17 protein-coding genes, 1 pseudogene and 1 other annotated feature are annotated in these 19,150 nt (G+C 57.9%); of the genes and pseudogenes, 8 read left to right on the top strand and 10 right to left on the bottom strand.

The genetic code is table 11. From position 1 onward, the window contains the following. Window positions 1–17 precede the first annotated feature (17 nt). Entirely contained in the window at window positions 18–611 is a 594-nt protein-coding gene (ribA, locus tag AACV31_RS03615; RefSeq protein ID WP_077568525.1) for a GTP cyclohydrolase II, read from the top strand. Between the two features lie 61 nt (window positions 612–672). On the opposite strand, the gene acnA is transcribed toward ribA, so the two are convergent. The 6 genes from acnA to topA all read right to left on the bottom strand — a co-directional run bounded on the left by acnA (window position 673) and on the right by topA (window position 8,187). Further along, window positions 673–3,348, bottom strand: a complete 2,676-nt coding sequence (gene acnA / locus AACV31_RS03610; RefSeq protein WP_007761940.1) for an aconitate hydratase AcnA — start codon at window positions 3,346–3,348, stop codon at window positions 673–675. A gap of 166 nt (window positions 3,349–3,514) precedes the next feature. Further along, entirely contained in the window at window positions 3,515–3,613 is a 99-nt protein-coding gene (ymiC, locus tag AACV31_RS03605; RefSeq protein WP_226993417.1) for a small membrane protein YmiC, read from the bottom strand. Between the two features lie 150 nt (window positions 3,614–3,763). After that, window positions 3,764–3,940 (bottom strand): hypothetical protein, encoded by a 177-nt coding sequence (locus tag AACV31_RS03600; RefSeq protein ID WP_158685769.1) that lies wholly within the window; start codon window positions 3,938–3,940, stop codon window positions 3,764–3,766. A gap of 2 nt (window positions 3,941–3,942) precedes the next feature. Further along, on the bottom strand, window positions 3,943–4,071 hold the full coding sequence (locus AACV31_RS03595; RefSeq protein WP_015741452.1) for a YmiA family putative membrane protein: 129 nt from the start codon (window positions 4,069–4,071) through the stop codon (window positions 3,943–3,945). 355 nt (window positions 4,072–4,426) lie between these two features. After that, entirely contained in the window at window positions 4,427–5,401 is a 975-nt protein-coding gene (gene cysB / locus AACV31_RS03590) for an HTH-type transcriptional regulator CysB (protein WP_004387670.1), read from the bottom strand. Window positions 5,402–5,589: 188 nt separating this feature from the next. Continuing rightward, a complete protein-coding gene (topA, locus tag AACV31_RS03585) occupies window positions 5,590–8,187 on the bottom strand; it encodes a type I DNA topoisomerase (protein ID WP_165154374.1) in 2,598 nt (865 codons plus the stop codon). Between the two features lie 401 nt (window positions 8,188–8,588). On the opposite strand from topA, the gene AACV31_RS03580 reads away from it, so the two are divergent. After that, window positions 8,589–8,840 carry a YciN family protein gene (locus AACV31_RS03580; RefSeq protein ID WP_007761945.1) on the top strand — a complete coding sequence of 84 codons (252 nt, stop codon included), beginning with the start codon at window positions 8,589–8,591 and terminating at the stop codon, window positions 8,838–8,840. 80 nt (window positions 8,841–8,920) lie between these two features. On the opposite strand, the gene sohB is transcribed toward AACV31_RS03580, so the two are convergent. Next, window positions 8,921–9,970 (bottom strand): protease SohB, encoded by a 1,050-nt coding sequence (gene sohB, locus AACV31_RS03575; protein ID WP_165154376.1) that lies wholly within the window; start codon window positions 9,968–9,970, stop codon window positions 8,921–8,923. A gap of 258 nt (window positions 9,971–10,228) precedes the next feature. Here sohB and AACV31_RS03570 point away from each other — a divergent pair, with 258 nt between their 5' ends. Together AACV31_RS03570 and cobO are read left to right on the top strand one after the other, a co-directional pair. Next, entirely contained in the window at window positions 10,229–10,990 is a 762-nt protein-coding gene (locus AACV31_RS03570) for a YciK family oxidoreductase (RefSeq protein ID WP_161577862.1), read from the top strand. After that, window positions 10,987–11,577, top strand: a complete 591-nt coding sequence (gene cobO, locus AACV31_RS03565; RefSeq protein ID WP_165154378.1) for a cob(I)yrinic acid a,c-diamide adenosyltransferase — start codon at window positions 10,987–10,989, stop codon at window positions 11,575–11,577. The genes AACV31_RS03570 and cobO overlap by 4 nt, the downstream gene beginning before the upstream one ends. A 294-nt stretch (window positions 11,578–11,871) precedes the next feature. On the opposite strand, the pseudogene rluB reads toward cobO, so the two are convergent. The 3 genes and pseudogenes from rluB to rnm form a co-directional block, all read right to left on the bottom strand. Beyond that, window positions 11,872–12,726, bottom strand: a pseudogene (gene rluB, locus AACV31_RS03560) (23S rRNA pseudouridine(2605) synthase RluB); the annotation flags it as partial. 129 nt (window positions 12,727–12,855) lie between these two features. Further along, on the bottom strand, window positions 12,856–13,476 hold the full coding sequence (locus AACV31_RS03555; RefSeq protein WP_007723912.1) for an L-threonylcarbamoyladenylate synthase: 621 nt from the start codon (window positions 13,474–13,476) through the stop codon (window positions 12,856–12,858). Next, window positions 13,473–14,351, bottom strand: a complete 879-nt coding sequence (gene rnm / locus AACV31_RS03550; RefSeq protein ID WP_075198575.1) for an RNase RNM — start codon at window positions 14,349–14,351, stop codon at window positions 13,473–13,475. The genes AACV31_RS03555 and rnm overlap by 4 nt, the downstream gene beginning before the upstream one ends. 139 nt (window positions 14,352–14,490) lie before the next feature. Between rnm and trpL the strand changes: the two genes are divergently transcribed. From trpL to trpCF, 4 genes are all read left to right on the top strand, one after another. Continuing rightward, window positions 14,491–14,535: a trp operon leader peptide gene (trpL, locus tag AACV31_RS23155; RefSeq protein WP_108463469.1), complete on the top strand. Its 45-nt coding sequence runs from the start codon at window positions 14,491–14,493 to the stop codon at window positions 14,533–14,535. Further along, window positions 14,512–14,604: a sequence feature (Trp leader region), on the top strand. It overlaps the preceding gene by 24 nt. Before the next feature lie 24 nt (window positions 14,605–14,628). Beyond that, window positions 14,629–16,191: an anthranilate synthase component 1 gene (locus tag AACV31_RS03545; protein WP_165154382.1), complete on the top strand. Its 1,563-nt coding sequence runs from the start codon at window positions 14,629–14,631 to the stop codon at window positions 16,189–16,191. Beyond that, window positions 16,191–17,786 (top strand): bifunctional anthranilate synthase glutamate amidotransferase component TrpG/anthranilate phosphoribosyltransferase TrpD, encoded by a 1,596-nt coding sequence (gene trpD / locus AACV31_RS03540; protein ID WP_165154384.1) that lies wholly within the window; start codon window positions 16,191–16,193, stop codon window positions 17,784–17,786. The genes AACV31_RS03545 and trpD overlap by 1 nt, the downstream gene beginning before the upstream one ends. Window positions 17,787–17,789: 3 nt before the next feature. After that, window positions 17,790–19,148, top strand: coding sequence for a bifunctional indole-3-glycerol-phosphate synthase TrpC/phosphoribosylanthranilate isomerase TrpF (gene trpCF / locus AACV31_RS03535; protein WP_015741461.1), 1,359 nt, complete (start codon window positions 17,790–17,792; stop codon window positions 19,146–19,148). Window positions 19,149–19,150: the final 2 nt, after the last annotated feature.

Here is a 19,150-nt window from a genome sequence, read left to right as displayed (position 1 = left end):
AATATCCGGAGAATCACATGCAGCTTAAACGTGTGGCAGAAGCCAAACTGCCAACCCCCTGGGGCGATTTCCTGATGGTGGGTTTTGAAGAACTGGCCACCGGACAGGATCACGTAGCCCTGGTATTTGGTGATATTACCGGCGCGGAGCCGGTGCTGGCCCGCGTGCATTCCGAGTGTCTGACCGGCGACGCGCTGTTCAGCCTGCGCTGCGACTGCGGCTTTCAGCTGGAAGCGGCGCTGTCGCAGATCGCCGAAACCGGGCGCGGCGTGCTGCTCTATCATCGCCAGGAGGGCCGTAACATTGGTCTGCTGAATAAAATTCGTGCCTATGCGTTGCAGGATCAGGGTTACGACACCGTTGAAGCGAACCATCAGCTTGGCTTTGCCGCCGACGAGCGCGATTTCACCCTGTGTGCGGACATGTTTAAGCTGCTGGGCGTGGATGAAGTGCGCCTGCTGACCAACAACCCGCGCAAGGTCGAGATCCTGACCGAAGCGGGGATTAATATCGTTGAACGGGTGCCGCTGATTGTCGGTCGCAACCCGAAGAACGAGCACTATCTCGACACCAAAGCCGCCAAGATGGGGCATCTGCTCTCCGGTAACTGACCGGCGCCATAAAAAAGGCCTGCAAACGCAGGCCTTTTTTGTTTCACCGTATGCCGCGCCTTTAGCGCAGCATGTTACGGATCACATAGTGCAGAATGCCGTCGTTACGGTAATAGGTCATCTCATTACCGGTATCGATACGGCAGCGGCACTCCAGCACTTCGCTTGAGCCATCGGCTCGCGTCAGCGTAACCGGCACCGTACTGCCTGGCGTCAGAGACTGCAGATTGCCGATATCCAGCGTCTCGTCGCCAGTCAGCCCCAGCGTTTTACGCGTCACGCCCTGCGGGAACTCCAGCGGCAGGATGCCCATGCCAATCAGGTTAGAGCGGTGGATACGTTCGAACGACTCGGCAATCACCACGCGAATACCGAGCAGGCGCGGGCCTTTAGCCGCCCAGTCGCGGCTGGAGCCTGAGCCATATTCTTTCCCGGCGATAACCGCAAGCGGCGTACCCTGCTCCTGGTAGCGCATGGCGGCATCGTAAATCGACATCACCTCGTTACCCGGAATAAGGCGCGTCATCCCGCCTTCCACGCCCGGCACCATTTCATTACGGATACGAATGTTGGCAAAGGTGCCGCGCATCATCACTTCATGGTTGCCGCGTCGGGAGCCGTAGGAGTTAAAGTCCGCGCGCTCTACGCCATGGTTTTGCAGATAGCGTCCGGCGGGGCTGTCCGCCTTGATGCTGCCCGCAGGGGAAATGTGGTCGGTGGTGACGGAATCGCCCAGCATCGCGAGAATACGCGCGCCATGGATATCCTGCACCGGCGCCGGTTCGGAAAGCATCTCATCGAAAAACGGCGACAGGCGAATATAGGTGGAGTCGTTCTGCCAGTCGTAGGTATCTGACGCCTGCACCTGGATGGAACGCCACTCTTCGGTTCCTTCGAAGACTTCCGCATACTCTTTGCGGAACATATCGGTCGAGACTTCCTGCACCGCCCGGGCAATCTCCTGCCCTGTTGGCCAGATATCCTTCAGGTAGACCGGATCGCCTTTGCGATCGTGGCCGATGGGGTCGGTAGCGAGGTTAATGTTCATATTGCCTGCCAGCGCATACGCGACCACCAGCGGCGGTGACGCCAGCCAGTTGGTTTTCACCAGCGGATGAATACGCCCTTCGAAGTTACGGTTGCCCGAGAGCACCGCGCCAACGGTCAGATCGCCTTTCTTGATCGCCTGTTCGATAGGCTCAGGCAGCGGACCGGAGTTACCGATACAGGTGGTACAGCCATACCCGACCAGGTTAAAGCCCAGTTCATCGAGCCACGGGGTCAGCTTCGCATGAGCCAGATAATCGGATACCACTTTTGAGCCAGGCGCCAGCGACGCTTTCACCCACGGCTGGCGCTTAAGCCCCAGTTGCACAGCTTTTTTCGCCAGCAGGCCCGCCGCCATCAGCACGCTTGGGTTAGAGGTATTCGTACAGGAAGTGATCGCCGCAATGACCACCGCGCCGTCCGGCAACTCATACTGATGCCCGTTCAGCGTATACCCAATCGAGTGCAGATCTTTTTTCGGCGAGTTGACTTCAAGCTCAGTACTGGCGGCAAACGCCTTCGGCACATCGCCGAGGCTTACGCGGTCCTGCGGACGTTTCGGCCCGGCGATACTGGCCTCGACCGTGCCCATGTCCAGTTCAAGGGTGCTGGTAAACACCGGTTCATCGCCAGTATTGCGCCACATGCCCTGCGCTTTGGCATAGGCCTCGACCAGCGCTACCTGCTCTTCGCTACGTCCGCTCAGGCGTAAATAACCAAGCGTCACGTCATCAATCGGGAAAAAGCCGCAGGTCGCGCCATATTCCGGCGCCATGTTGGCAATCGTCGCGCGGTCCGCCAGCGGCAGGGAATCCAGCCCGTCGCCAAAGAATTCGACGAATTTCCCGACCACGCCATGTTTACGCAGCATCTGCGTGACGGTCAGCACCAGGTCGGTGGCGGTAATGCCTTCGCTGAGCTTACCGGTGAGACGAAAACCGACGACATCCGGGATAAGCATCGACACGGGCTGGCCGAGCATCGCCGCTTCCGCTTCAATACCGCCGACGCCCCAACCGAGCACGCCCAGGCCGTTAATCATCGTGGTATGGGAATCCGTGCCGACAAGCGTGTCCGGGTACGCCACCATCACGCCGTCCTGAAGCTCGCTCCAGACGGCTTTACCCAGATACTCAAGGTTAACCTGATGGCAAATGCCGGTACCCGGTGGTACCACGCTGAAGCGGCTGAACGCCTGCTGGCCCCAGCGCAGGAATGCGTAACGTTCGTGGTTGCGCTCCATCTCCAGACGCACGTTCTCTTCAAACGCGTTATCGTCGCCAAAGTGGTCGACGGTCACGGAGTGGTCAATCACCAGATCGACCGGCGAGAGCGGGTTCACTTTCGAGACGTCTCCACCGAGACGCTGCACCGCTTCGCGCATGGCCGCGAGATCCACCACCGCCGGAACGCCGGTGAAATCCTGCATCAATACCCGCGCCGGGCGATACGCGATTTCGCGATCGGCATGCGCATGCTCAAGCCAGCCCGCCAGCGCCTGGATATCCTCAAGCGTGACGGTCTCGCCATCCTGCCAGCGCAGCAGGTTCTCGAGTAAAACTTTCAGTGATTTGGGTAACCGCGCGATATCGCCCAGCTCCCGGGCGGCTTTCGGCAGGCTGTAGTAGTGATAGGTTTTATCCTGCGCCTGTAATGTGTCCTTACTGGCTTCGCGTAGGGTCGACGACATAGCTCCTCCTTCAGTCCTGAGATAGCGATGCCCCGATTGTTATCAGGGTCTGTATTAAAGATAACACAAACATGTCGTAACGATTTGATAACAACCCAAATCGCTAAAAGTGAGGAAACACGGAGGGGGAAAACAAAGCGCCTGGCGGGAGCCAGGCGCAGAGAAATCAGTGAGCAAGCATCCAGACAAGCTGACACCAGAACAAGGAAGAAACCGTAAATACGCCAATCCATGACCAGTATTTGAGCGTGAGCTGATTATTCATACCTGTTACACCAATAATTAAAACCGTTGATCAATCTGGCGCTTGCCAGCGTTGTAAAGATTGCTGTGTGTAATTTTTCTCGCTGCGTTAACAACGAGAACAGATAAATTTAGGTTAAATTAAATTCTTGTTTTTTATTATCTACGCTATTCAGCGTTTATTGTTTTTGTGATCTTCTTCCGAAAATAACGCGATAAAATCTTGTTGCTCTTTTGTTAGCTTCCAGCCTGCCGGAAGGGTTGAAAAACCCCCATTTGGGCTGTTTTCGTGCCTGTCATCTGGTTGACATATTGGCGAACGAGTGAAAGCGTGCTGTTGTAGAGCCATGCTTAACCCCAGAATGTCCACACCAGAAGCGCAATCCCAATCCAGAACAGGGTTGAGATGCCGAACACCGCCAGCCACGCTTTACGCTTAAGATCGGGATCTCTTTGCGAATCGTCGCTTTCTGCAGGCATTGTTAACCTCGTACAATCGACATTGCTTATCATATAGGCACCAAACAATTGGCAGAAGTAATCATCAGTTGAGATAAATCCTAAATAAAAACCAGCCAAAAATCCAGCACCTTTACGATCATTTTTGGAGAAAATATTCAATCTTTTGACGTGAAATAAATTATTGAAGTTGTGGATTTGCGTAGCTGAGAATTATTTCCTACTTTTGTCGTGACGAGACGACACCTTGTCCATACTTTTAATATGGAAAAGCGCGATTTTAATTTCGCTTAGTGCGAATGATTATGTTTTTAATTTGAATAAAGGCAGGAAAAATCGGCGTACCTTTGCACCAGTGAAAAGGTACGCGCGGGAATTATTTGGCAGGTAATTTGATATCTTTAAACATCGCTTCAATATCTTCATTCGAGCGCAACGCAACGGCGGCATCGACCACATCGCGGGTTAAATGCGGCGCGAAACGCTGAATAAAATCATACATGTAGCTGCGCAGGAAGGTGCTGCGGCGAAAACCGATTTTGGTGGTGCTGTGGCTGAAAATATCGTGCGCATCGAGGCGCACCAGATCCGGGTCAGAGACCGGATCCACCGCCATGCTGGCAATCACCCCTACCCCTAACCCCAGTCTGACGTAGGTTTTAATCACATCGGCGTCGGTTGCAGTGAAGACAATACGCGGCGTCAGCCCGGCGCGGTTAAACGCGGTGTCGAGTTCTGAGCGGCCCGTAAAGCCGAAGGTATAAGTGACCAGCGGATATTGCGCCAGCTCCTCAATATTCACGCTCTCTTTGGACGCCAGCGGGTGATCCGGCGTGACGACTATCGAACGGTTCCAGTGATAGCAAGGCAGCATGACCAGATCGTCATAAAGATGCAGCGCTTCGGTGGCGATAGCGAAATCGGCGTTGCCTTTAGAGACCGCTTCAGCAATCTGTGTGGGCGAGCCCTGATGCATATGCAACGAAACGCGCGGGTAACGCTCGATAAAGCCTTTGATAACGCCTGGCAGCGCGTAGCGCGCCTGCGTATGCGTGGTGGCGACATACAGCGAGCCTTTGTCAGGCCACGTATGTTCTCCGGCTACCGATTTAATGGCATCCACTTTTGACAATACTTCGCGTGCGATGCGGATAATTTCCTGACCCGCAGGGGTTACCTGCGTCAGGTGTTTGCCGCTACGGGCAAAAATCTGAATCCCGAGCTCATCTTCCAGCATACGCACCTGTTTACTGATGCCGGGCTGCGACGTGTAAAGCCCTTCCGCCGTGGATGAGACATTCAGGTTATGGTTCACCACCTCAACGATATAGCGCAACTGCTGTAGTTTCATGACCGACCATCCAGAATCAGAGTCGCCTGCACGCAGGCTTAAGACGATTTGATAATAAAAAAGGAAGATACTATAACCGGGCAACCTTTTATAGCTTATGTGTATAGTTCAGTGAAAAAAATAATAAGGTAGTTATAAACGCAAAAAGGCCAGCATGCGCTGGCCTTCGTTTTTGCACTGCGTCAGGCTTACTTTTTGCCTTCCGCCCACTTACCGTCAACGTAAAACGCAGACCAGCCGGTGGCTTTTCCGTCTTTCTCAGACGCCACGTATTGCTGTTTGGTTTTACGGCTGAAGCGAACCACCGCCGGGTTGCCTTCCGGGTCCTGCGCAGGCGCATCGGCCAGATAACGCAGTTTTTCAGGCAGACGATCGCGGAAGCGTTGCAGCTCTTCCACCAGCGGCGCGCGGGTTTCGCGCGATTTCGGGAAGGTGTTCGCCGCCAGGAATACACCAGCTGCGCCGTCACGCAGGACGAAGTAAGCATCCGACTTCTCGCACGGCAGTTCCGGCAGCGGCACCGGATCTTCCTTCGGCGGCGCTACTTCGCCGTTACGCAGGATCTTACGGGTGTTCTTACACTCGTCGTTGGTGCAGGCCATGTACTTACCGAAACGCCCCATCTTCAGGTGCATTTCAGAACCGCATTTCTCACACTCGACTACCGGGCCGTCATAACCCTTGATGCGGAATTCGCCCTCTTCGACTTCATAACCGTCGCAGGTCGGGTTGTTGCCGCACACGTGCAGTTTGCGCTTCGGATCGATAAGGTAGCTGTCCATCGCTGTGCCGCATTTCTGGCAGCGACGTTTGGCGCGCAGCGCGTTAGTTTCCGCGTCGTCGCCTTCCAGCACGTTCAGTACTTCATTTTCCGGCACCAGGTTAATGGTGGTTTTGCAACGCTCTTTCGGCGACAACGCGTAGCCGGAACAGCCCAGAAAGACGCCGGTGCTGGCAGTACGGATACCCATCGGACGGCCGCAGGTCGGGCAGTCGATGCTGGTAAGCACCATCTGATTTGGGCGCATACCGCCCTCTTCAGGATCTTTTTCGGCGGTATCAAGCTGTCTTGAGAAATCGTCGAAGAAGGTGTCCAGCACCGCGCGCCACTCGGCCTCATGGTTGGCCACCTGGTCGAGGGAATCTTCCATCTGCGCAGTGAAGTCGAAGTTCATCAGCTCCGGGAAATTCTCTTCCAGACGATCGGTGACGATTTCACCCATTTTCTCCGCATAGAAGCGACGGTTTTCCACGCGCACATAGCCGCGATCCTGGATGGTCGAAATGATAGACGCATAGGTAGAGGGACGGCCGATACCGCGTTTTTCCAGCTCTTTTACCAGCGACGCTTCGCTAAAGCGCGCAGGCGGCTTGGTGAAGTGCTGCGCAGGCGTCAGCTCCAGCAGAGAAAGCTTATCGCCCTGGTTTACCGCAGGCAGCGTTCTGTCTTCATCGCCTTTACGCAGCGCAGGCATCACTCTGGTCCAGCCGTCGAAGCGCAGGATACGACCGCGCGCTTTCAGGCGGAAATCGCCGGCGGCGACGGTCAGCGTCGTAGAGTCGTACTGCGCCGGCGTCATCTGACAGGCGACGAACTGACGCCAGATCAGCTGATACAGCTTCTGCGCGTCGTTTTCCATATCCTTCAGCGATTCCGCCAGCACGCTGACATCGGAAGGACGAATCGCTTCATGCGCTTCCTGAGAATTCTCTTTGCTGGCGTACTGGTTCGGGTTTTCCGGCAGATACTTCTTACCGAACTCCTCGCCGATATAGTTACGCACCATGCTTACCGCATCCTGACTCAGGTTGGTAGAGTCAGTACGCATATAAGTGATGTAACCCGCTTCGTAGAGACGCTGGGCCATCATCATGGTTTTCTTCACGCCAAAGCCCAGACGGGTGCTCGCCGCCTGCTGGAGCGTGGAGGTAATAAAAGGCGCGCCCGGTTTGCTGCTGGTCGGCTTATCTTCACGTTCGACAATCTGATAGCTTGCCGCTTTCAGCAGCGCTACCACCGCTTCGGTGTCCTGACGGTTTACCGGGCGGAACGGTTTATCTTTGTGATGCGTCACCTGAACGCTGAGCTGATCGCTTTTCGGCGTGGAAAGCAGCGCGTCCACTTCCCAGAACTCTTCCGGGACGAACGCTTTGATTTCACGCTCGCGTTCGACCACCAGACGCACCGCCACGGACTGCACGCGGCCGGCGGACAGCCCACGGGCAATTTTCTTCCACAGCAGCGGGGAGACCATGTAACCCACCACGCGGTCCATAAAGCGGCGCGCCTGCTGGGCGTTAACGCGATCGATATTCAGCTCGCCCGGCTTTTCAAACGCCTGGCGGATCGCATTTTTGGTAATTTCGTTAAACACCACGCGGCTATAGCGTGTTTCATCACCGCCGATCACTTCCCGCAGGTGCCAGGCAATGGCTTCCCCTTCGCGGTCAAGGTCGGTTGCGAGATAGATGTGGTCGGCTTTTTCGGCGAGCGATTTCAGTTCAGAAACCACTTTTTCTTTGCCGGGCAGCACTTCGTATTGGGCTTCCCAGTTATGCCAGGGGTCGACGCCCATGCGGTTGACTAACGCGCCGCGTTCATCTTTTTTGACTTTTTTAGCCGGTTTAGTCGGGGCGGATTCAGCGCTTTTTTTAGGGGCGGAGCCACTGGTCGGCAAATCCCGGATATGACCGACGCTGGATTTCACCACGAAGTCTTTACCGAGATATTTGTTGATCGTTTTGGCTTTTGCCGGGGACTCAACGATGACGAGAGCTTTACCCATATTCACCTTTACCTGATTTGATTCTTCCAGAATACGTCGCACGTTGATTCGCCTTCTCTGGCGACAAGCCCCGTATATTGAGGCCATCGCAAAGCTTATCAACCCCTTAATCCATCACCAGGCGCGGTTCACGCTATTACCGGTGGCTGAGTCGTCAGGTTTTATCGTGCAAATGCGCTACAGCACGACGGAAGTTCGGTCGAATGTCAAGCAATTCTGTTGCCAGATTTGCGAAAGCGTCACACTCTACCTGATAAAATTCGTTACGCAACTTTATTAGCATGCAAAAGTGATTAACGCCACCACGGGGCGTTTTTGAAAAGCCCTTTGAAGTGCAGGGAAAATTTGCCCATTACACCCGGTGGGACGTACACTATCCCCCTGTTAGTAAGGAGATGATTATGCAAGAGATGACTCAGCCTATCGACCGCGCCACGCTGCTGGCGCAGGCCAATAAAATGATCCGCGAACATGAGGACTATATTGCCGGCATGGTGGCCACCGATGTTGAGCAGAAAAATGGCGTACTCGTCTTTCGCGGCGAATATTTTATGGACGAACAAGGCTTGCCGACGGCAAAAACCACGGCGGTATTTAATATGTTTAAATACCTCGCCCATCAGCTTTCCGAGAAATATCACCTGCTGCCTTGAGCGCTTCCGCAACATGATGAGGTCATCATCATGCAGCCAGAAAAAAAGCGAGGTTTTACGCCTCGCTTTTTTATTTCGCCTTACAGCAGCGGCTTCTGTCCACGCTGCCACCAGCGCAACAGCAGGCGATCCAGACTTTGCGCCGCGCTGCCGGTAAAGCGGTCCATTAACCGTTTACGTTGCAGATAACGCAGGCTGACAACGTCGCGCTCCTGCATGCGGGCGATGATCAGATCGTCGCTGGTACTGATGTCATCCACCAGTCCCTTTTCCTGCGCCTGCACGCCGTACCAGTGCTCGCCGGTCGCGACCGCCTCGATATCCAGCGAAGGGCGCATGCTATGCACAAACTCTTTAAAGAGCTGATGCGTTTCGTTGAGATCTTCGCGGAATTTCTCACGCCCCTCTTCGGTGTTCTCGCCAAGCAGCGTCAACGTGCGCTTGTACTGTCCGGCGGTGTGCAGCTCGATATCGATATCGTTGCGCTTCAGCAGCCGGTTGAAGTTAGGGATTTGCGCCACCACGCCGATAGAACCGATGATGGCAAACGGCGCCGCCACGATTTTATCCGCCACGCAGGCCATCATATACCCGCCGCTGGCGGCGACTTTATCCACAGCGATGGTTAGCGGGATCTGACGCTCGCGCAGACGCTGGAGCTGCGATGCGGCAAGCCCGTACCCATGAACCACGCCGCCGGGACTTTCCAGACGCAGCAGGACTTCATCAGCAGGTTTTGCGACAGCCAGCACGGCGGTTACTTCTTCACGCAGCGCAGTCACTTCATGGGCGTCAATGCTGCCTTTGAAGTCGAGAACGTAAAGCGTAGGTTTACCGGCAGGCGCCGCTTCTCCACGTTTTGCGCGCGCTTTGGCGGCTTTCGCCTCCTGCTTGTTTTTCTTTTTCTGATTTTTATGCCACTGCTTGTGCTGATGAGGATCGAGCAGCGCGGCGGCCACCTCTTCCTTCATCTCTTTATATTCTTCCCCGAGCCGTGTGACGCGTAGCTCGCCGCGCGGGGCTTTCTTGCGCTGCGTCAGGTTAGCGATAAGCGCGATGACAATGACAATCGCCACGACCACCGTGACGATTTTGGCTAAAAACAGTCCATACTCTGCAAGTAAATTCACTTCTCCACCTTTTATTCAGGCATGACTCGGGCGTTAGTGTAACTGAGCCCCACGCTCGCGTCTTGTAGCAAAGCGAAACTGTGCGAGGCTTCTCGACGAAGATTTCGTTATCGATGAAACAGTTGCAAATGATGGCGCTGCGGCACAACCCTCCCGTAGCCCGATTGAAATACGCGATAGATTAAGGCATAAAGCGTGTTTACCTGATGCGAAGCGAAGCCTGATGGCGCGCCGTTTCGCCCCTGCAAGGAGTGACCCGTGCACTATCAACCTCAACGCGATTTGCTGCAAAACCGAATCATTCTCGTCACCGGCGCCAGCGACGGTATTGGCCGCGAGGCGGCGCTGACTTACGCCCGCTACGGCGCGCACGTTCTGCTGCTTGGCCGCAGCGAAGAGAAACTGCGCGGTGTCGCCCGTGAAATAGAACAGGAAGGGCTCGCCCAAGCGCACTGGTTTACGCTGGATTACGCCACCGCGACACCCGAAGCGTGCCAGCGCGTAGCCCAGGCGGTCGGCGAGCGCGTGCCCCGCCTCGACGGCGTGCTGCATAACGCGGGCGTGCTGGGGGATATCGTTCCGATGGATCAACAAAACCCGGCGGTGTGGAGCGAAGTGATGCAGGTAAACGTCAACGTCACTTTCTTTTTAACCCAGGCGTTGCTGCCGCTTTTGTTGAAATCAGAAGCCGGCTCGCTGGTGTTCACAACCTCCAGCGTCGGTCGTCAGGGCCGGGCTAACTGGGGCGCTTACGCCGTCTCGAAATTCGCGACCGAAGGCATGATGCAGGTGCTTGCCGAAGAGTATCAAAGCCGCCAGTTGCGCGTGAACTGCATCAATCCTGGCGGCACCCGCACCAAAATGCGCGCCAGCGCCTTCCCGACGGAAGATCCCGATAAGCTGAAAACGCCCGCCGATCTTATGCCGCTGTATCTGTGGCTGATGGGCGACGACAGCCGCCGGAAAACCGGCATCAGTTTTGATGCCCAGCCAGGCCGTAAACCGGGGATAGCCGAATGAGCGATAAACGTTACCAGCAGCGCCAGCAGCGCGTGAAAGAGAAAGTGGAGGCGCGCGTCGCCGCCGCCCAGGACGAGCGCGGCATTGTTATCGTCTTTACCGGCAACGGCAAAGGCAAAACCACGGCGGCCTTCGGCACGGTCACGCGCGCCGTCGGCCACGGCAAAAAAGCGGCGGTCATACAGTTTATTAAGGGCGAGTGGCCAAACGGCGAGCGCAATTTGCTGGAGCCGCACGGCGTTGAGTTTCAGGTGATGGCGACCGGCTTTACCTGGGACACGCAGAACCGTGAAAGCGATACCGCGGCCTGTCAGGCCGTATGGCAGCATGGTAAACGGATGCTGGCGAACGCCTCGCTCGATCTCGTGGTGCTGGATGAGCTCACCTATATGGTGGCTTACGATTATCTGGCGCTGGAGGACGTGCTGACGGCGCTGCGTGAGCGTCCGGCGCACCAGACGGTGATTATCACCGGTCGCGGTTGCCACCGCGATATTCTGGACTATGCCGATACGGTGAGCGAATTGCGCCCGGTAAAGCACGCCTTTGACGCGGGCATCAAAGCGCAGATCGGTATCGATTATTAACGCGTGGGCTGCCTCGCCCCCATAAAAAAACGCCCTCATCAGAGGGCGTTTTTCTTAGTTTCCGCGACCACCGCCGCCGGAGCGACGGTTGCCGCCGCTGTTCGGACGACCACTGCCGCTGTTTGGACGGCCGCTGCCGGTAGCGCGTGCGCCACTGGCGCGAGGGTTGCCGCCCGGACGCGCATTGCCACTGGCGCGCGAGGTATTATTACCCGCGCGGGTGTTTTCCGCCGGACGCGCGCTGCCTGCAGGACGAGCGGCACCAGCCTGCCCCTGACCCTGACGCGCCGGTGTGCCCTGGCGAGGGCCGCCAGCGGTCTGGCTGTGGCGTTTCACGGCGCGACGAATCTGGTTCGCCTTCATACGACGGCGATCTTTTTCCACTGCCACTTTGCTTGCGGTTTCCGGCGGGAGGCCCACCAGCTCGCGCAGGTAGTTGGTCTGCGCCAGATCAAGCTCGGTCCAGCCGCCGCGCGGCAGGCCTTTCGGCAGCGGGATATCGCCGTAACGCACGCGAATAAGGCGGCTTACCTGCACGCCAACGGCTTCCCAGAGACGACGCACTTCGCGGTTGCGCCCTTCAGTCAGCGTCACGTTGTACCACTGGTTGATGCCTTCGCCGCCGCTAAAACGAATGGTTTTAAACGCCGCCGGGCCATCTTCAAGCTGAACGCCGCGCGCCAGCTCGCGAACTTTATTGTCATCCACCTGGCCGAACACGCGCACGGCATACTCGCGCTCGACTTCCTGGCTCGGGTGCATCAGGCGGTTCGCCAGTTCACCGTCGGTGGTGAACAGCAGCAGGCCGCAGGTGTTTACGTCAAGACGCCCCACCGCAATCCAGCGCGCGCCGCGCAGTTTCGGCAGGCGGTCAAAGACGGTCGGACGGCCTTCCGGATCGCTGCGCGTACACAGCTCGCCTTCCGGTTTGTAATAGGCCAGTACGCGGCAAATCTGCTCTACAGACTCTTTTACCGAGATCAGATGGCCGTCGATACGGATTTTCAGCGCGGGCGTGACTTCAACGCGATCGCCTAACGTGGCGATTTTACCATCGACACTGACGCGACCGGCTTCGATCATGGCTTCGATTTCACGGCGGGAGCCATGACCGGCTCGCGCCAGCACTTTTTGTAACTTTTCGCTCATGGAGCTTCCTTCAGGTGTCGCCTTCCCAGGCGTCGAACAGGATAACCGGGCTGGGGCGCGCCAGCGTGTGGCCGCACCCCGATTTCAGGCCGCCCGATTTCAGGCCGCGTAGTATAGCGGTAAGCCCTCTTACAGGAAAGGCTTAACGTCGCCCACGCCCTCACGTAACACGACCGGCGCATCGTCAGTCAGATCAACCACCGTCGTGGGCTGCTGGCCGAGATAACCGCCGTGAATAATCAGATCCACCTGCTTTTCAAGGCGGTCTTTAATTTCATCCGGATCGGATTCGGTAAAATCGCTGCCCGGCAGCATCAAAGACGTCGAGAGCATCGGCTCGTCGAGCGCCTCCAGCAGCGCGAGCGCAATCGGGTTAGACGGCACGCGCAGCCCGATGGTTTTGCGCTTCTCCTGCAACAGACGGCGCGGCACCTCTTTCGTCCCTTTAAGGATAAACGTGTAGTTGCCGGGCGTGTTGTTTTTGATGAGACGGAACGCGACGTTATCGACATAGGAATAGGTCGACAGCTCCGAGAGATCGCGACACATCAGCGTAAAGTTATGGCCGTCCGGCAGGTCGCGGATGCGGCAGATACGCTCCATCGCGCCTTTATCTTCAAGCTTACAGCCGAGCGCGTAACCGGAGTCGGTCGGATAAACGATGACGCCGCCTTTACGCACAATCTCTACCGCCTGTTTGATAAGACGCGGCTGCGGGTTGTCCGGATGGATATAGAAAAATTGACTCATACTGCCCTCTCTTTACTCAGTTCCGGCGGCCAGCGGTGCCAGACGGGCGTTAACCCATCCGGCAGCCGCAGCCTGCGGCCCAGTTCAATCCACGGGCACGGCTGATGAAAATCAGAACCCTGCGACGCCAGCAGTCCAAACTGCCCGGCGTAGCTTGCCAGCTGGTTGCGCTCATTGGGCGCCTGCTGGCACTGGGCCACTTCCATCGCGTCGCCGCCCGCCGCAGCGAACTGGTTTAACAGGCGCTTGAGCCACTTGGCGCTGAGCTGATAGCGCCCGGGGTGCGCTATCACCGCCTGTCCGCCAGAATGATGAATCACATCAATAGCTTGTTCTATTGTACACCACTGGGGAGGAACGTAACCGGTTTTCCCGCGCGCCAGATAGTGTTTAAAGACGTTCGCCATGTTGGTGGCGCGCCCATCTTCAATAAGAAACCGCGCGAAATGCCCGCGGGTGACGACGCCGCCGTCCGCCAGCCGTCGCGCGCCCTCCAGCGCCCCCGGGATGCGCGCTTTCTCCAGCCGCTCGGCGATCATCTCGGCGCGCTGCATGCGGCGCTGCGCCTGACCGTCGAGAAAGGCGATCATGTCCGGGTGCGTGATATCAATACCCAGTCCGACGATATGAATTTCGTGGTTTTCCCAGAGCGTGGAAATTTCGACACCGTCAATAAGCCGCAGCGCCAGGCCCGCGCGATTAATTTCCTGATGCGCGGCCGGCAGGCCCGCCGTAGTGTCGTGGTCGGTTATCGCGAGCGTGTGAATGCCCATCTCAACGGCGCGGTGTACCAGTTGTTCCGGCGTCAGCAGGCCGTCAGATGCCGTTGTATGGCTGTGCAGGTCGTAAATAATGGCTAATTCAGGTTCGCTCAAAACGGCTCCCGTGGCTATGGTCTTTTATATCGTCCTCTTCATCATAACGGTTTGTGGAAATTATCAAAAATCAGTGTTGACATTCTCGCCATGAACCAGTTAACTAGTACGCAAGTTCACACAAAGAAGGTATCTGATAATGACTCACATTTTCTCTCTGCATGGCTGGTGGCGTACCTCCTGATCCCGGGCGGTGTCTTCACGTATGCGCAAGCATTCAGATACCAGGCCCGCTTACCGCGGGCTTTTTTTTGAACACAATACAGAGATGCAGACCATGCAAACAGACAAACCGGCACTTGAACTGCTTACCTGCGACGGCCTTTATCGCGAAAACCCGACCGCCGTGTTTCACAAACTTTGCGGCGACCGCCCGACGACGTTGCTGCTGGAATCGGCAGATATCGACAGCAAAGACGATCTCAAAAGCCTGCTGCTGGTAGACAGCGCGCTGCGCATTACCGCCGAAGGTGACACTGTCACGATTGAAGCGTTAAGCGCTAACGGCGTATCGCTGCTTGCGCTGCTGGATGACGCCCTGCCGGAGACAGTCGCCGTCGACGCCCGCCCCGAGGGACGCACGCTGCGCTTCCCGCCGGTGAGCACACTGCTGGATGAAGACGCCCGTCTGTGTTCGCTGTCTGTTTTCGACGCCTTCCGCCTGTTGCAGGATGTCGTGACGCTGCCGCAGAACGAGCGCGAAGCGATGTTCTTCGGCGGGCTGTTTGCCTATGACCTGGTCGCCGGGTTTGAAGAACTGCCGCCGCTTGCGCAGAACAATAGCTGCCCGGATTACTGCTTTTATCTCGCCGAAACGCTGCTGATTATCGATCACCAGACGCGCACCACCCGTATTCAGGCAAGCCTGTTTACGCCGGATGACGCGGAAAATGCCCGCCTGAACCAGCGCCTAGCGCAGATCCAACTGCAACTCCAGGAGCCGCCCGCGCCGCTGCCGGTGGAAACCGTGCCGCAGATGCAGTGCGAATGCAGCCAGAGCGATGAAGAGTACGGCGCAGTCGTACGCGAGATGCAAAAAGCGATTCGCGCGGGCGAGATTTTCCAGGTGGTGCCGTCGCGCCGCTTCAGTCTGCCCTGCCCGTCGCCCCTCGCGGCTTATGACACGCTGAAAAAGAGCAACCCGAGTCCGTATATGTTCTTCATGCAGGACAGCGATTTCGCGCTTTTCGGCGCGTCGCCGGAGAGCTCGCTGAAATATGATTCGCTGTCACGCCAGATTGAAATCTACCCGATAGCGGGCACCCGTCCGCGCGGCCGCCGTGCGGACGGCTCGCTGGACCGCGACCTCGACAGCCGCATTGAGCTTGAAATGCGCACCGACCATAAAGAGCTTTCCGAGCACCTGATGCTGGTGGATCTGGCGCGCAACGATCTGGCCCGTATCTGCACGCCGGGCAGCCGCTATGTGGCGGATTTAACCAAAGTGGACCGCTATTCGTTCGTCATGCACCTGGTCTCCCGCGTGGTGGGTGAACTGCGCCGCGATCTCGATGCGCTCCACGCCTACCGCGCCTGCATGAATATGGGCACGCTGAGCGGCGCGCCGAAAGTGCGCGCCATGCAGCTTATCGCGCAAGCGGAAGGCGAGCGTCGCGGCAGCTACGGCGGCGCGGTCGGGTATTTCACCGGCCATGGCGATCTCGACACCTGCATTGTTATCCGCTCCGCGTGGGTGGAAAACGGCATCGCCACGGTGCAGGCGGGCGCGGGCGTGGTGCTCGACTCCGTCCCGCAATCTGAAGCTGACGAAACCCGTAATAAAGCCCGCGCGGTACTGCGCGCCATCGCCGCTGCCCATCACGCACAGGAGACTTTCTGATGGCCGACATTCTGCTGCTCGACAATATCGACTCCTTTACCTACAACCTGGCGGATCAGCTGCGCGCGAACGGGCATAACGTGGTGATTTACCGTAACCATATTCCGGCCCAGACGCTGATTGAGCGCCTCGCCACGATGCATAACCCGGTGCTGATGCTCTCGCCAGGCCCCGGCGCGCCGTCAGACGCGGGCTGCATGCCGGAGCTGTTAACCCGCCTGCGCGGCAAACTGCCGATTATCGGCATCTGCCTCGGTCATCAGGCTATCGTCGAAGCCTACGGCGGCTATGTCGGCCAGGCGGGCGAAATTCTGCATGGCAAAGCCTCCAGCATTGAACATGACGGCCAGGCGATGTTCAGCGGTCTGATGAACCCGCTGCCGGTGGCCCGCTACCACTCGCTGGTAGGCAGCGACATCCCGGCCGGGCTGACGGTGAACGCGCACTTTAACGGCATGGTGATGGCTGTCCGTCACGACGCCGATCGCGTCTGCGGTTTTCAGTTCCACCCGGAATCGATTCTGACCACGCAGGGCGCTCGCCTTCTGGAGCAGACGCTCGCCTGGGCGCTGACCCGGGCCGAGCAGCAAAACAGCGTTCAGCCGATTCTGGAAAAACTCTATCAGGCTGAAGTACTGAGCCGTGAAGAGAGCCACCAGCTTTTCAGCGCGGTAGTGCGCGGCGAACTGAAACCAGAGCAACTGGCCGCGGCGCTGGTGAGCATGAAAGTGCGCGGCGAACACCCGGTTGAGATTGCCGGGGCCGCCAGCGCCCTGCTGGAAAACGCCGCGCCGTTCCCGCGTCCGGATTACGCTTTCGCGGATATCGTCGGCACCGGCGGCGACGGCAGCAACAGCATTAATATCTCCACCGCCAGCGCCTTCGTGGCCGCCGCCGTGGGGCTGAAAGTCGCCAAACATGGCAACCGCAGCGTCTCCAGCCGTTCTGGTTCGTCGGATCTGCTGGCCGCGTTCGGGATTAATCTTGAGATGAACGCCGAGGCGTCGCGTAAGGCGCTGGACGAGCTGGGCGTCTGCTTTCTGTTCGCGCCGAAATACCACACCGGTTTTCGTCACGCCATGCCGGTGCGCCAGCAGCTGAAAACCCGCACGCTGTTTAACGTGCTGGGGCCGCTGATTAACCCGGCGCATCCGCCGCTGGCGCTGATTGGCGTCTACAGCCCGGAACTGGTGCTGCCGATTGCCGAAACCCTGCGGGTGCTGGGGTATCAGCGCGCGGCCGTGGTGCACAGCGGCGGTATGGATGAGGTGTCGCTGCACGCGCCGACGCAGGTGGCGGAGCTGCGCGACGGCGAGATCCGCAGCTATCAGCTTCTGGCTGCGGATTTCGGCCTTGCGCCTTACGAGCAGGCGGAGCTGGCGGGCGGCACCCCGGAAGAAAACCGTGACATTCTCAGCCGCCTGTTACAAGGTAAAGGTGAGCGTGCTCACGAAGCCGCCGTGGCCGCCAATGTCGCCATGCTGATGCGTCTGCACGGCGAAGAGGATTTACAGGCCAACGCACGTAAAGTGCTGGCGGTGTTGCGCAGCGGCGCCGCTTATGACCGTGTTACCGCACTGGCAGCAAGAGGATAAGAGATGGAAACCGTTTTAGCGAAAATCGTCGCGGATAAAGCGCTGTGGGTGGAAGCCCGCAAGGCACAGCAGCCGCTGGCGAGCTTTCAGAATGATGTCGTGCCGAGCACGCGCCGCTTTTATGACGCGCTGCGTGGCGCCCGCACCGTTTTTATCCTGGAGTGCAAAAAGGCGTCGCCGTCCAAAGGCGTGATCCGCAGCGATTTCGACCCGGCGCGCATCGCTGGCGTGTACAAGCATCACGCCTCGGCGATCTCGGTGCTGACCGACGAGAAATATTTCCAGGGCAGCTTCGATTTTCTGCCCATCGTCAGCGCTATCGCCCCCCAGCCGGTGCTGTGCAAAGACTTTATTATCGACCCGTACCAGATTTACCTGGCGCGCTTTTATCAGGCGGACGCCTGTCTGCTGATGCTCTCGGTGCTGGACGATGACCAGTATCGCCAGCTCGCGGCGGTGGCGCACAGCCTCGGCATGGGCGTGCTGACCGAAGTCAGCAATGAAGAGGAGCTGGAGCGCGCCCTGCGCCTTGAGGCGAAAGTGGTCGGCATTAATAACCGCGACCTGCGCGATCTCTCCATCGATTTGAACCGCACCCGCGAACTGGCGCCGCGCCTGGGTCACGGCGTAACGGTGATTAGCGAATCCGGCATTCATACTTATGGCCAGGTACGTGAGTTAAGCCGCTTCGCCAACGGCTTCCTGATTGGCTCCGCGCTGATGGAGCATGATGATTTGGAAACCGCGGTGCGTCAGGTGTTGCTTGGCGAAAACAAAGTGTGTGGGCTGACCCGTCCGGAGGACGCGCAGAGCGCGCTGCAGGCGGGCGCGGTCTTCGGCGGCCTGATTTTTGTCGACGCGTCGCCGCGCGCCGTCACTGATGAACAGGCGCGTGCGGTGATCGACGCCGCCCCGCTGCGCTATGTCGGCGTGTTCCGCGACGCGCCGGTGGAGGATGTCGTCGCGAAAGCCAACGCGTTTTCCCTTGCCGCCGTCCAGTTGCACGGCGACGAAGACCAGACTTACATCAGCGCCCTGCGCGCCAGCCTGCCGGAAACGACCGCTATCTGGAAAGCGCAAAGCGTCAGCCATGTGCTGCCGCCGCGTAATCTGCAGTATGTTGACCGCTACGTACTGGATAACGGCCAGGGCGGCAGCGGCCAGCGCTTCGACTGGTCTCTGCTTGAAGGGCAGACGCTGGACAACGTGATGCTGGCGGGCGGTCTTGGCGCCGATAATTGCGTTCAGGCCGCACAGCTTGGCTGCGCGGGGCTCGATTTTAACTCCGGGGTGGAGCGCGCGCCGGGCATCAAAGATAGCGACAAACTGGCGGCGGTATTCAGAACCCTGCGGGCTTACTAAAG

Source organism: Cronobacter sp. EKM101R (assembly GCF_963888145.1).
Classification (GTDB): domain Bacteria; phylum Pseudomonadota; class Gammaproteobacteria; order Enterobacterales; family Enterobacteriaceae; genus Cronobacter; species Cronobacter turicensis.
Note: the sequence above shows the minus strand (reverse complement) of the source record. Positions and strands in the feature narration are given on the sequence as shown.